Annotated in this window: 14 protein-coding genes; 5 read left to right on the top strand and 9 right to left on the bottom strand. The window is 71.3% G+C overall.

The genetic code is table 11. From position 1 onward, the window contains the following. Positions 1–8: 8 nt before the first annotated feature. Positions 9–359, bottom strand: coding sequence for a histidine triad nucleotide-binding protein (locus ACGFI8_RS22605; RefSeq protein ID WP_392807613.1), 351 nt, complete (start codon positions 357–359; stop codon positions 9–11). 54 nt (positions 360–413) lie between these two features. On the opposite strand from ACGFI8_RS22605, the gene ACGFI8_RS22600 reads away from it, so the two are divergent. Then, on the top strand, positions 414–1,139 hold the full coding sequence (locus tag ACGFI8_RS22600; RefSeq protein ID WP_392807611.1) for an SDR family NAD(P)-dependent oxidoreductase: 726 nt from the start codon (positions 414–416) through the stop codon (positions 1,137–1,139). A gap of 45 nt (positions 1,140–1,184) precedes the next feature. Here ACGFI8_RS22600 and ACGFI8_RS22595 read toward each other — a convergent pair whose 3' ends face one another. From ACGFI8_RS22595 to hrcA, 3 genes are all read right to left on the bottom strand, one after another. Continuing rightward, the gene (locus ACGFI8_RS22595; RefSeq protein WP_392807609.1) at positions 1,185–1,883 is read right to left on the bottom strand and encodes a 16S rRNA (uracil(1498)-N(3))-methyltransferase; all 699 of its coding nucleotides are present in this window, start codon (positions 1,881–1,883) and stop codon (positions 1,185–1,187) included. A 123-nt stretch (positions 1,884–2,006) separates the two neighbouring features. Next, a complete protein-coding gene (gene dnaJ / locus ACGFI8_RS22590) occupies positions 2,007–3,134 on the bottom strand; it encodes a molecular chaperone DnaJ (protein ID WP_392807607.1) in 1,128 nt (375 codons plus the stop codon). Between the two features lie 27 nt (positions 3,135–3,161). Beyond that, a complete protein-coding gene (hrcA, locus tag ACGFI8_RS22585; RefSeq protein ID WP_392807606.1) occupies positions 3,162–4,184 on the bottom strand; it encodes a heat-inducible transcriptional repressor HrcA in 1,023 nt (340 codons plus the stop codon). A gap of 184 nt (positions 4,185–4,368) precedes the next feature. Between hrcA and ACGFI8_RS22580 the strand changes: the two genes are divergently transcribed. Beyond that, the gene (locus ACGFI8_RS22580) at positions 4,369–4,983 is read left to right on the top strand and encodes a DUF4870 domain-containing protein (protein WP_392807605.1); all 615 of its coding nucleotides are present in this window, start codon (positions 4,369–4,371) and stop codon (positions 4,981–4,983) included. Positions 4,984–5,032: 49 nt separating this feature from the next. Here the strand turns inward: ACGFI8_RS22580 and hemW are convergent, their stop codons facing one another. Next, on the bottom strand, positions 5,033–6,229 hold the full coding sequence (gene hemW / locus ACGFI8_RS22575; protein WP_392807604.1) for a radical SAM family heme chaperone HemW: 1,197 nt from the start codon (positions 6,227–6,229) through the stop codon (positions 5,033–5,035). 98 nt (positions 6,230–6,327) lie between these two features. Here hemW and ACGFI8_RS22570 point away from each other — a divergent pair, with 98 nt between their 5' ends. From ACGFI8_RS22570 to ACGFI8_RS22560, 3 genes are all read left to right on the top strand, one after another. Then, positions 6,328–7,104 (top strand): enoyl-CoA hydratase-related protein, encoded by a 777-nt coding sequence (locus ACGFI8_RS22570; protein ID WP_392807603.1) that lies wholly within the window; start codon positions 6,328–6,330, stop codon positions 7,102–7,104. 50 nt (positions 7,105–7,154) lie between these two features. Beyond that, on the top strand, positions 7,155–8,060 hold the full coding sequence (locus tag ACGFI8_RS22565) for a hypothetical protein (RefSeq protein WP_392807601.1): 906 nt from the start codon (positions 7,155–7,157) through the stop codon (positions 8,058–8,060). 134 nt (positions 8,061–8,194) lie between these two features. Then, positions 8,195–9,115 carry a phytanoyl-CoA dioxygenase family protein gene (locus ACGFI8_RS22560; RefSeq protein ID WP_392807600.1) on the top strand — a complete coding sequence of 307 codons (921 nt, stop codon included), beginning with the start codon at positions 8,195–8,197 and terminating at the stop codon, positions 9,113–9,115. A gap of 60 nt (positions 9,116–9,175) precedes the next feature. Here the strand turns inward: ACGFI8_RS22560 and ACGFI8_RS22555 are convergent, their stop codons facing one another. From ACGFI8_RS22555 to ACGFI8_RS22540, 4 genes are all read right to left on the bottom strand, one after another. Next, positions 9,176–9,457, bottom strand: a complete 282-nt coding sequence (locus ACGFI8_RS22555; RefSeq protein ID WP_392807598.1) for a GlsB/YeaQ/YmgE family stress response membrane protein — start codon at positions 9,455–9,457, stop codon at positions 9,176–9,178. Positions 9,458–9,512: 55 nt separating this feature from the next. Next, positions 9,513–10,028 carry an NUDIX domain-containing protein gene (locus ACGFI8_RS22550; protein ID WP_392807595.1) on the bottom strand — a complete coding sequence of 172 codons (516 nt, stop codon included), beginning with the start codon at positions 10,026–10,028 and terminating at the stop codon, positions 9,513–9,515. After that, positions 10,025–11,905, bottom strand: coding sequence for a translation elongation factor 4 (gene lepA / locus ACGFI8_RS22545; RefSeq protein WP_392807594.1), 1,881 nt, complete (start codon positions 11,903–11,905; stop codon positions 10,025–10,027). The genes ACGFI8_RS22550 and lepA overlap by 4 nt, the downstream gene beginning before the upstream one ends. Positions 11,906–12,334: 429 nt before the next feature. Continuing rightward, positions 12,335–12,880, bottom strand: a complete 546-nt coding sequence (locus ACGFI8_RS22540; RefSeq protein WP_392807592.1) for a YbjN domain-containing protein — start codon at positions 12,878–12,880, stop codon at positions 12,335–12,337. Positions 12,881–12,934: the final 54 nt, after the last annotated feature.

Below are 12,934 nucleotides of genomic sequence, written 5' to 3'. Positions count from 1 at the left end.
AGCCGGCTTCATGCCGCGACCATGGGCCCGAGCGGCCCGCCGCCGAGCACGTGCGCGTGCACGTGGAAGACCTCCTGGCCGGCGTTGCGGCCGACGTTGAAGATGACGCGGAACCCGCCCTCGGGCAGCCCCTCGGCCTCGGCCACGGCGGCGCAGGCGGCGAGCACCTGACCGGCCAGCGCGGGGTCGGCCTTGGCGATCTCGACGACGTCGGTGTGGTGCGCCTTGGGGATCACCAGCACGTGGACCGGCGCCTTGGGTGCGATGTCGCGGAACGCCAGCGTCGTGTCGGTCTCGTGCACGACGGTCGCCGGGATCTCGCCGGCGACGATGCGGCAGAACAGGCAGTCACTCGTCACGAAACGCATCTTAGGGGGTCGCAGCGGGTCGATCTTGACGGTTAGGGTACCCGCATGGCTGCACGAAGGGTCTTGGTCACCGGCGCCTCGCGCGGGATCGGCGCGGCGATCGCTCGGGCGTTCGCCGAGCGCGGCGACCGGGTGGCGGTCCACCGCCGCACACCGGGCGAGCCCGACCTGCCGGGCGACGGCCACGCGGTCGTCGGCGGCGACCTGGCCGACCCGGAGGCGACCCGCGCGATGGTCGACGCCGCCGCCGAGGCCCTGGGCGGCCTCGACGTGGTCGTCAACAACGCGGCCGTGTACGTCGAGCACAAGATCCTCGACACCGGGTACGACCGCTGGCAGGCCGCCTGGCGCGACACCCTAGCGGTCGACCTGCTCGCCCCGGCCAACGTGTGCTGGTGCGCGGCCCGCTACCTGGGCCCGGGCGGCCGGATCGTCAACGTGAGCTCGCGCGGCGCCTACCGCGGCGAGCCGGACCATCCGGCGTACGGCGCGGCGAAGGCCGGCCTCAACTCCCTCACCCAGAGCCTGGCGAAGGCGCTGGCGCCGCGGGGGATCGCGGTGACGGCGGTCGCCCCGGGCTTCGTGGCCACGGACCTGGTGGACTCGCTGCTGGCGTCGCAGGAGGGCGCGGCGATCCGGGCGCAGAGCCCCTTCGACCGAGTGGCGCAGCCGGAGGAGGTCGCCGCGGCGGTGCTGTTCCTGGCCTCCCCGGAGGCGGAGTGGTCCTCGGGCGCCGTGCTGGATCTGAACGGGGCGAGCTACTTCCGCTGACGAGCCGTCAACAGCGCCCGTGGGCGGTGGCTCGGCGGTGCCGGGTCACCAGCGGCCGAGGCGCACCGACAGGGCCGAGACCGCGGCGGCGCCGGCCGTCGACGTGCGGAGTACCTCGCGGCCGAGGCGCACCGGGGTGCCGCCGATCGACGCCAGCTCCTCCGGGGCCACGCCGCCCTCCGGGCCGACGACCAGGGTGATCTCCCCGGTGGCGGGCAGCGCCACGGCGGACAGCGGCTCGCTCGCCTCCTCGTGCAGGACGAGCACCGTGCCGGTCAGGGCGAGCTGCCGCGTCGAGCGGGCCTCGGTCACCTCCGGCAGCCAGGGGCGGCGCGACTGCTTGGTCGCCTCGCGTGCGGTCGAACACCAGCGCTCCAGCGGCTTCGCGTCCCGCCACCGGGCCACGCTGCGGGCCGCCTGCCAGGGCACGATCCGGTCCGCGCCGACCTCCGTCAGCAGTTGTACGGCCAGTTCGCCCCGCTCCCCCTTCGCGATCCCCTGCACGACGGTGATCGACGGGTCGGCGGGCGGCACGTGCTCGGCGGGGTCGAGGGCGAGGTCCAGGGTGCCCTTGTGCGCGGCGAGCACGACGCCGCGGGCCAGGCCGCCCCGGCCGTCGCAGAGCAGCAGCGCCTCCCCGGCGGTGATGCGCTGCACGTTGGCGGCGTGATGGCCCTCGGCACCGGCCAGCGTGAAGCGGTCACCGGAGGGCAGCTCGTCGACGAGGAAGAGCGGCGGGCTCATGCCGTCGCCTCCGCCCAGTCTGGCTCGATGAGGCCGGTGATCGACCCAGACCAGGCGCCGCTCCGCTCCGGACCGCTCATGCGGGACCCTCGACGCCCCGGCCGCGGCGAGCGGCAGGCCCGATCACGCGTGGCCGTTGAAGGCGTCGCGCATCCGGGAGAAGAAGCCGCCCTGCTTCGACAGCTCGGCGACCTCCTCGCCGCGGCTGCGGGCAAACTCGCGCAGCAGCCGCTCCTGCTCGGGCTCGAGCCGGGTCGGGGTGCGCACGTCGAGGTGGACGTAGAGGTCGCCGCGGCCGGTGCCGCGCAGGTGGGGCACGCCCTTGCCGCGGATGCGCAGCGTGGAGGTCGGCTGGGTGCCGGCCTTCACGTCGACCGTCTCCTCGCCGTCGAGGGTCTTGATGGTCAGCCGCGTGCCGAGGGCCGCGGCGGTCATCGGGACGGTGACGCGGCAGTGCAGGTCGTCGTCCTTGCGGGAGTACACGTCGTGCGGGCGCTCGTGGATCTCGACGTAGAGGTCGCCAGGCGGGCCGCCGCCGGGGCCGACCTCGCCCTGCTGGGCGAGGCGGATGCGCATGCCGTCCTCGACGCCGGAGGGGATCTTCACGGTCAGCGAGCGGCGGGTGCGGACCCGGCCGTCGCCGCCGCAGGTCGCGCACGGGTGCGGGATGATCGTGCCGAAGCCCTGGCACGCCGAGCACGGGCGGGCCGAGACGACCTGGCCGAGGAAGGTGCGCTGGACCGACTGGACCTCGCCGCGGCCCTGGCAGATCTCACAGGTCTGCGGGTGGGTGCCGGGCGCGGTGCCGGCGCCCTGGCAGGTGGTGCAGACGACGGCGGTGTCGACCTGGATCGGCGCCTCGACGCCGAACGCGGTCTCGTGCAGGTCGAGGTCGAGGCGCAGGATCGCGTCGGCGCCGGGCCGCACGCGCGGGCGCGGCCCGCGGGCGGACTGGGTGCCGAAGAAGGCGTCCATGATGTCCTGGAAGCCCACGAACGCGCCGCCGGCCGGGCCGCCGGCGCCGCCGCCGTTGGGGGCGAGCGGGTCGCCGCCCAGGTCGACCATCTCACGCTTGCGCGGGTCGGAGAGGACCTCGTACGCGGCGTTGATCTCCTTGAACTTCTCCTGCGCCGCCGGATCGGGATTGACGTCCGGGTGAAATTCGCGGGCCAACCGACGGTAGGCCCGCTTGATCTCATCGGCCGTGGAGTCCCGCTTGACGCCGAGAATCCCGTAATAGTCCTTCGCCACGTGAGTCCTATGCCCCTGAGATAGATGTCAACTCTGTGCCAGCAGGTCGCCGACGTAGCGTGCCACGGCGCGCACGGTCGCGATGTTTGCGGGATAGTCCATGCGGGTCGGGCCGAGCACGCCCATCCCGCCGACCACCATCGAGCCGGGTCCGTATCCGGTGGCCACGATGGATGCGGTGCGCAGGTCCTCGATCTCGTTCTCGTCGCCGATGCGCACCCGCGTGATGCTGGGCTCGACCTCGCCGAAGAGCTTGAGCAGGATGACCTCCTCCTCGAGCGCCTCGAGGATCGGCCGCAGCGAGCCCTGGAAGTCCAGCAGGCCGCCGCGGGCCAGGTTGGCGGTGCCGGCGAGCGCGATGCGCTCCTCGGCCCGCTCGACCAGCGTCTCCAGCAGGACCGCCGACAGGACCGTCATGGGCGGCCGCAGGCCGGGCGCCGCCTCCTCGACGAGCGCCTGCACCAGCGGCGGGGTCTCGGCCAGCCGCTGGCCGACCAGCTTCTCGTTGATCATCCGGCGCAGCTCGGTCACGTCGTCGGCGAGGATCGGGCCGGGCAGGTCGACCAGGCGCTGTTCCACCCGGCCGGTCTCGGCGATCATCACGACCATGATCCGCGTGGTGGAGATCGGCACCAGCTCGAAATGTCGCACGCTCGCGCGCGACAGGCTCGGATACTGCACCACGGCGACCTGCCGGGTGAGCTGGGCGAGCAGCCGGACGGTGCGATGGACCACGTCATCGAGATCGACCGCGCCGATGAGGAACCGCTCGATCGCCCGGCGCTCGGCCTGGCTGAGCGGCTTGACCCGGGAGAGCTTGTCGACGAACAGCCGGTAGCCGGCGTCGGTGGGCACCCGGCCCGCACTGGTGTGCGGCTGCCTGATATACCCCTCCTCCTCCAGCACCGCCATGTCGTTACGGACCGTTGCCGGGGAGACCCGCAGGTTGTGCCGCTCGACGAGGGCCTTGCTGCCTACCGGTTCCTGAGTGGCGACGTAGTCCTCGACGATGGCGCGCAGCACTTCAAGCTTCCGCTCGTCAAGGGCCATGGCACCTCCTCAAGGACTGGCACTCCCAACTAGTGAGTGCCAGTCTACGTCAGTCGCGCGGGGGCACGCGATGATCGTTTGGCGCACGATAGACGGCACGGGCGCTGGACTGGGCAAAAGTTGTCCAAAAGAAGTCATGTCGTGTCGCTGGCGCCACTTGATCGATGCACCTACCGTGGCCCACATGAGTGAACCACCTCGCCCCCCGGGGGAATACGGCTCGCCGTCGGACCCCAACGCCGGGTACCCGCCCCAGCCGCCCGTGTCGGGCGGCGGTTACGCTCCGCCCCCGTCCAGCGGCGGCGGCGCCTACGCCCCGCCGCCCACGTCCGGCGGCGGGTACCAGCAGCCGGGGTACCAGCAGCCCGGGTACCAGCAGCCCGGATATCAGCAGCCTGGATATCAGCAGCCCGGGTACCAGCAGCCGGGGTATCAGCAGCCCGGCGCGTACGGCCCGCCCGGCGGCGCCCCGGTCGGCTACGCCAACAGCGACGAGAAGACGTGGGCGCTCATCGCCCACTTCGGCGGGATCGTGGTCGGGTTCATCGCGCCGCTCGTGGCGCTGCTGGCCAAGGGCAACGAGTCGCCGACGGTCAAGGCGCACGCGACAGAGGCCCTGAACTTCCAGATCACGTGGGGCATCATCCTGTTCGTGGGTGCCCTCCTCTCGGTCTGCACGTTCGGCCTCACGCTGATCGCGCCGTGGGTCGTGGTCATCGTCTTCGCGATCCTCGGCGGCATGAAGGCCAACAACGGCGAGCTCTACCGCTACCCGATGACCTTCCGCTTCATCAAGTAAGGCTCACAGTCCGATCGAGGGCGGCCCCCGCAACGGGGAGCCGCCCTCATCACGTCAGGGCGCGGGCGACGCCGTCGGCGAGCAGCCGCCCGCGCAGGGTGAGCACCGCCCGGCCGGCGTCGAACGCGGCCGGCTCCAGCTGCCCGTCGGCGAGGCAGTCCCGGGCGCCGGACAGCCCGGCCGCGTCGAGCGCGGATAGCGGCAGGCCGTCGGCGAGGCGGATGCGCAGCAGGACGTCCTCCATGTGGCGTTCATCCGGCGTCAGTACCTCACGGGCCTGCCCCGGCGACGCGGAGTCCGCCAGCCGCGCCGCGTACGCGTGCGGGTGCTTGACGTTCCACCAGCGCACGCCGCCGACGTGGCTGTGCGCGCCCGGGCCGAGCCCCCACCAGTCGCCGCCCCGCCAGTAGAGCTCGTTGTGCCGGCACGGCGAGTCCTTCGACCAGTTCGAGACCTCGTACCAGGCGAAGCCGGCCGCGGCGAGTGCCTCGTCGGCGGCGAGGTACCGGTCGGCGGCGACGTCGTCGTCGGGGAAGGGCAGCTCGCCCCGGCGCATCCGGGCGGCCATGCGGGTGCCGTCCTCCACGATGAGCGCGTAGGCGCTGACGTGGTCGACCCCGGCGTCGACCACGGTGCGCAGCGAGGCGGCGAAGTCCTCCGGGCGCTCCCCCGGCGTACCGTAAATCAGATCCAGGTTGACCCGGTCGAACCCGGCGGTCCGGGCCTCGGCGGCGACCCGCGGCGGGCGTCCCGGGGTGTGCCGGCGGTCCAGCACGGCCAGCACGTGCGGCGCGGCCGACTGCATGCCGAGCGACAGGCGGTTGAAGCCGGCGGCCCGCAGCTCGCGCAGCGCGGCGAGGTCGACGGACTCGGGGTTGGCCTCGGTGGTGACCTCGGCGCCGGCGGCCATGCCCCAGGTGCGGTCGATGCCCTCCAGGATGCGCCCCAGCTCGGCCGGGGGCAGCAGGGTCGGCGTGCCCCCGCCGAAGAACACGGTGTCGACGCGCGGCGGGCGGACCACCTTCGCGGCCAGGGCCAGCTCGTCGAGCACCTGCTCGGCGTAGCCGGCGCTGAGCACGCCCTCGCTCGCCGTGTAGGTGTTGAAGTCGCAGTACCCGCAGCGGCTGGCGCAGAAGGGCACGTGCACGTAGACGCCGAAGCCGGACCGCCCGGCGCCGTCGGCGATCCCGTCGGGCAGCGCGCCGTCGCGCGGCATCGGCTCGCCGTCTGGCAGTGTTCCGGGCATTGCCCCAGTGTCCGCGAGCCGGGAGCTCGCGGCAAAGCGGGGGAACCGCGCGGGTCGAACCGCTGCGATTTTCCGGCGAGGGGCACTAATGTGCCCGCATGTCTCTCGTGCGGTCACAAACCGAGCGGGGCGTGGCGACGCTCACCCTCGACAGCCCGGCCAACCGTAACGCGCTGTCCACGGCCCTGATCGAGGAGCTACTGGCGGCGCTGGCGGCGGCCGACACCGACGACGCGGTCCGCGCGGTCGTGCTCACCCACACCGGCCCGGTCTTCTGCTCCGGCGCCGACCTCAAGGAGACCGCGGCCGCGTTCGGCTCGGGCCGGCCGCCGGTGAGCCGGCTCGGCGAGGTTCTCGCGGCAGTCTGGGAGAGCCGCAAGCCGGTCGTCGCCCGGGTGGCGGGGCCGGCCCGGGCGGGCGGGCTGGGGCTGATCGCGGCCGCCGACATCGCCGTGTGCAGCACCGCCGCGACGTTCGCGTTCTCGGAGGTGCGCATCGGGGTTGTCCCGGCGGTGATCTCCGCCACAGTACTGCCGCGGCTGTCCCCGCGGGCCGCCGCCGAGCTCTACCTGACCGGGGCGACGTTCGACGGGGCGCGGGCCGAGCGGGTCGGGCTGGTGACCGCCGCGGTGGACCCGGCCGAGCTCGACGCCGCGGTCGAGGGCTACCTGCGCGACCTGGTCCGCGGCGCGCCGGGCGCGCTGGCCGGCACCAAGGAGCTGCTGCGAGGGCGCAAGTCCGGCACATTCCGTGATGAGATCGCGGCCATGACCGAGCTGTCCGTCGGATACTTCGGATCCGCCGAGGGCATGGAGGGCATCATGGCGTTCCGGGAGAAACGGGATCCGAATTGGGTCCCGGACGGCGTTTTCTGACGCCGCCGGGTGGCGCCGGACACGTACGCTGTTCGACCTGAGCGACGGAGGTGACGATGCGTGGTCGAAGACTGGTGACGGTGGCGGTCCTGGCCGGCGTCGCCGTCGCGCTGTGCGCCTACGTCGTGATCCACCAGGTGGGCGACAACATCCCGCTGCGCATCCCCACCCTAGGCAAGGCGTGCGTGGTCAACGCCGGCAACGCCTCGGTCAACGCCACCGGAGACGGTTCCGGCGAGGTCGTGCTCGACCCGGAGCAGCTGGCCAACGCCGCGACGATTACCGCGGTCGGGCTCACCCGCAAAATCTCGCACCGCGGGCTGGTCGTCGCGCTGGCCACCGCGTGGCAGGAGTCGAAGCTGGAGAACCTCGCCGGCGGCGACCGCGACTCGATCGGGCTGTTCCAGCAGCGGCCGAGCCAGGGCTGGGGCCGGCCGGAGCAGATCGCCGACCCGCGCTATGCGGCCAACGCGTTCTTCACCTCCCTGCTCAAGGTCAAGGGCTGGGAGAACATGCGGGTCACCGACGCCGCCCAAGCGGTGCAGCGCAGCGCGCACCCGGAGGCCTACGAGAAGTGGGTCGACGAGTCCGAGATCATGGTCCGCGCGCTCAGCGGCGACGCGACCGGCGCGGTCGCCTGCAGCGTCAGCGAGGCGGCCAGCCGCGGCCCGGAGGCGGCTCGCGCCCTGGGCGCGAGCCTGAAGCTCGACTGGGGCAGCATCAGCACCGCCGACGTGGCCGACCTGGTCGGGGTGGCGCTGAAGGTCCGCGAGCCGAAGTCCGGCTGGCAATACGCGCACTGGCTGGTCGCCCACGCCCAGGACCACGGCGTGAAGCGGGTCGTCTTCGCCGACATGCAGTGGACGGCGTCGAGCGGAGCGTGGGCGCACGTGACGGAGCGTGGCGGCATCAACGCCGGACCGGCCGGCGAACGGGTCGTCGCCGAGGTCTACTGAGGACCCTGACGTTCCGCGCGACCAGCGGGTTGTCGCACTTTCGGACATTGTCCGGTGGACAACTCCCGAGTCGGACGCTCGTGCACCTCGCGTTACCATCGGGCGTTCGGTTCGACAAAAGTTAAGGGGAGGACATGACGTCCGCTGCACCCGACTACGGCGGTCTCACCGGCTACGAGCCGATCAGCGAGGCCGACCGCAAGGAGTTCCTGGACAACGGTTTCCTGCTCGTCCGCAACGTCCTCAAGGAGGACCACCGGGCCCAGCTCGAGGCCGCCATGGACCGGGTCTGGGCCGAGGAGAAGGCGGCCGGCTCTTCGTTCGTGAAGAAGGACGGCACGCTGCACCTGCTGGGCTTCCTGACGCGGGACGACCTGTTCGGGCACCTGCTGACCCAGCCGACCCTCTTCCCCTACATGTGGGGCCTGGCGGGTTGGAACATCTACACGCACCACAACCACCTGGACGTCACGCCGCCCACCTCCGAGGAGGAACCCCCCTCCTGGGGCTGGCACCAGGACGGGTACCGCCAGAACTCCGACCCGGAGACCATGGACCCGAACCTCCCGCGGCCGATGTTCTCGCTGAAGATCGCCTACGTCATCTCCGACCTGTCGGAGAAGGGCCGCGGCGCCACCAAGGTCATCCCGGGCAGCCACCTCTGGAACTCGCTGCCCCGCCCGGCCGACACGACGGTGCACAACCCCGACCCCGAGGGCACCGTCGAGATCACCGCGAACCCCGGTGACTGCTTCATCTTCGACCGCCGCCTCTGGCACTCCCGGTCGCCGAACTACTCGAACATCACCCGCAAGATGCTGTTCATCGGCTACACGTACCGCTGGATCCGCCAGCTCGACGACATGCCGATCGACTACGACGGCGAGTGGTGGGCCAACCGCACCCCCGTGCAGCGCCAGCTGTGCGGCGAGGCGACGCACACGGCCAACTACTGGGGCATCAACTGGAACGGCTACATCGACGAGGAGATTCCGCTCCGCAAGGAGCTGAAGACCCGCGGCCTGCTCGACCGTTCGATTCCCTGGTTGCGTTAAGTGCACAGCGCAAGGCCCCCGGCCTTCAGCCGGGGGCCTACGCTTTCCAGACGATGCTCGTTACGGCAGGGTGCGGCGACCACGACCGGCGAAACCGGCGACCAGGGCCACGCCGACGGCCGCGAGCAAGACCTGGATCAGCAGCTCACCCCAGTCGATGCCCGGGGTGTTCGTGGAGATGCCGATCGCGTTGGCGACGACCGTACCCAGCAGCGCCGCGACGACGCCGATGACTATCGTCAGCCAGATCGAAATGCTCTGGCGGCCGGGGACGACCAGACGCCCGAGCGCACCAACGATCAGACCGACGATCAGCGCGGTGATGATACCGGTGACAGTCACTGGTCTCCTCCTTTACTAGCTCAACCAGGGGGTTGAGCTTGTATTGCCCGCGGGCTCAGGGGACCAAACGCGCCGAAGATTGTCGAACGAGCGGATTGCGCAGGACCGCGTCCATGGTCTGAAATGCCATTTCTGGCGGATCGTCAAGCGCCAGCCAGGCGTGTTCGCTGGCCTCGGCCGGGTCGAGGGCGATCTCCCCGGCCGTGATCGTGGCCAGCCAGAAGCAGTCCAGGACGGACAGCTGCTCGCCCTGGAACTCGTACGTGCCGATGTGCATGCCCGCGAACGCGCCCAGCTCGATCTCCACGCCCAGCTCCTCCCGCGCCTCGCGCACGGCCGCGTCGGCCGGGTGCTCGAAGCCGTCGCAGAAGCCGCCGGGCAGGTCCCACCACCCCTCGCGGGGCGGCCGGGCCCGCCGGATGGCCAGGAAGCGGCCGTCGCGCACGATGATCGCGGTGCCGGTGGGGCGCGGGTTGGCGAACGCGGCGTAGCCGCAGGCGCCGCAGACCGCGGGCGGCCGGCTCGTCCGCGCTCCGCAGCGGGGGCAGTGCCTGACGTCCTGGGCGTTCACTTCTTCGGCTTGTTGTCGCTGCCGGGGGTATCCGAGGTCGACAGCGCGGCGATGAAGGCCTCCTGCGGCACCTCGACGCGGCCCACCATCTTCATGCGCCGCTTGCCTTCCTTCTGCTTCTCCAGCAGCTTGCGCTTCCGGCTGATGTCACCGCCGTAGCACTTGGCCAGCACGTCCTTGCGGATCGCACGGATGGTCTCCCGGGCGATGATCCGGCTGCCGATGGCCGCCTGGATCGGCACCTCGAACTGCTGGCGCGGGATCAGCTTCTGCAGCTTGCCGGCGATCGTGACGCCGTAGTTGTACGCCTTGTCCTTGTGCACGATGGCGCTGAAGGCGTCCACCGGCTCGCCGTGCAGCAGGATGTCGACCTTCACCAGGTCGGCCTGCTGTTCGCCGGAGGGCTCGTAATCGAGGCTCGCGTAGCCCTTGGTGCGGCTCTTGAGCTGATCGAAGAAGTCGAAGATGATCTCGCCGAGCGGCAGCGTGTATCGCAGCTCCACGCGGTCGGCGGACAGGTAGTCCATGCCCAGCAGCGAGCCGCGCCGCCCCTGGCAGAGCTCCATGACCGCGCCGACGTAGTCGTTGGGGGTCAGCACCGTGGCGCGGACCGTCGGCTCGAAGATCTGGCCGGTCTTGCCGTCGGGGAACTCGCTGGGGTTGGTGACCATGTGCTCGGTGCCGTCGTCCATGATCACGCGGTAGACCACGTTGGGCGCCGTGGAGATCAGGTCGAGGTTGAACTCGCGCTCCAGCCGCTCCTGGATGATCTCCAGGTGCAGCAGGCCGAGGAAGCCGCAGCGGAAGCCGAAGCCCAGCGCCGCGCTCGTCTCCGGCTCGTACACCAGGGCGGCGTCGTTGAGCTTGAGCTTGTCCAGCGCGTCGCGCAGCAGCGGGTAGTCCGAGCCGTCGATCGGGTAGAGGCCGGAGTACACCATCGGCTTGGGGTCCTTGTAGCCGCCCAGCGGCTCTCTCGCCGGCCGTGCGTTGATCGTGACCGTGTCACCGACCCGCGACTGGCGCACGTCCTTCACGCCGGTGATGAGGTATCCCACCTCGCCGGCCCCCAGCCCTGTGCTCTTGATCGGCTCGGGCGAGATGACGCCGATCTCGAGCAGCTCGTGCACGGCGCCGGTGGACATCATCCGGATCCGGTCGCGCGCCTCGATCCGCCCGTCGACCACCCGCACGTAGGTGACCACGCCCCGGTACACGTCGTACACGGAGTCGAAGATCATCGCCCGCGCGGCGCCGTCGGACTCGCCGGTCGGCGCCGGCAGCTGGCGCACGATCTCGTCCAGCAGGTGCGACACCCCGACGCCGGTCTTGCCGGAGACCCGCAGGCAGTCGTCCGGCTCGCACCCGATGAGGTGCGCGAGTTCCTCGGCGTACTTCTCCGGCTGCGCGGCCGGCAGGTCGATCTTGTTGAGCACCGGGATGATCTGCATGTCGTTCTCGAGCGCCAGGTAGAGGTTGGCCAGCGTCTGCGCCTCGATGCCCTGGGCCGCGTCGACCAGCAGGACCGCGCCCTCACACGCGGCCAGGCTGCGCGAGACCTCGTAGGTGAAGTCGACGTGCCCGGGCGTGTCGATCATGTTGAGCACGAACGCTTCGCCGGCCAGGCCGCCCTCGCGGACCGTCCACGGCATGCGCACGGCCTGGCTCTTGATCGTGATGCCGCGCTCGCGCTCGATGTCCATGCGGTCGAGATACTGCGCCCGCATCTGCCGGGCCTCGACCACCTCGGTGAGCTGCAGCATGCGGTCGGCCAGCGTCGACTTGCCATGGTCGATGTGGGCGATGATGCAGAAGTTGCGGATCCGGTCCGGCACGGTGGCGCCGGGGCGGTTCGCGCCGGGGTCGATCGTCGGTGGCACAGGCGTCCGTTCTCCATCGGGCTGGGGATCTCATACATCGTCCCACGCCCGCCGCGATCCCGGCTCACGGCCGTGCCGCACCGCCGCCTGTCCAGGCGCTTGACCCCGGTCCTGGGCCGGCACAGACGGCACTTACCGTGGATTTGTCGTATAAGTCGGGTATCGGCCGGCACTCGCGGCAACATCGCATACGATCAATAGGGCGTCGAGAGTCGATCGAGAGGGCATCGAGAGCCCTGCATCGGACACTGGGCCACGATGCCGCAGGCGTGGGTCTCCGGGGTCGACGTGCCACCGAGGCACCGGCGCACGTGTCGATCCTGGAGACCCGTCCCGATCGGCGATGCTGCCTCACCGGCCGGCGCCGGCCGCGCGACAGCCACAGCGTCCGGAACGTGAAGAGCGCCCGCCCGCCGGGCCCGCGTCAGGTCAGAGGAGCCCGCCCTCGTCGTGCAGCCAGTCCACGAAGCCCAGCGCCACCACCGCCGCGCAGTCGACGAGCTCGGCGATGAGCGCGTCGTGTACGCCCGAGAGCAGGGGCACCTGCATCTCGGCGTAGATGGGCAGCTGGCCGCGGTCCGTGGGGTCGCCGACATACGCCTTGTAGAAGCGGCGCGTGTGGTTCCACTCGTTGACCACCCGGTAGGAGCGCTCGGCCCAGTCCGGCGGGACCGTGGCGTGCGGCCGTGCCCGGATGACCAGGATCTCGTCCGCTGGGCCCTCCAGCGCGAACAGCACCGCGTGGCGCTCCCACAGCGCGAGCAGGCTGCCGTCTCCGTCGGTCAGGTATCGGATCTCGAGCTTCTCGAGGGCCTCGGCCACCCGTAGCAGCGTCAACGGCGCGATCCCGACGCCGCCCTCCTGCTCGCGCGCTCCGTCGATCGTCGGGGTTGCGTCTTCCCGCGGCAGCTGAGCGACGTTCGAGTCGGTCTTCGACCCGCTCGACTGCTCGGCACGCCATGGCCACCTTGGCATCGTCCGGACTCCCTGCTCCCCCGTGCGCCTCCACCCGCATGTGCGGTCCGTCGC

This window comes from Dactylosporangium sp. NPDC048998 (assembly GCF_043197855.1).
Taxonomy (GTDB): Bacteria; Actinomycetota; Actinomycetes; order Mycobacteriales; family Micromonosporaceae; genus Dactylosporangium.
Note: the sequence above shows the minus strand (reverse complement) of the source record. Positions and strands in the feature narration are given on the sequence as shown.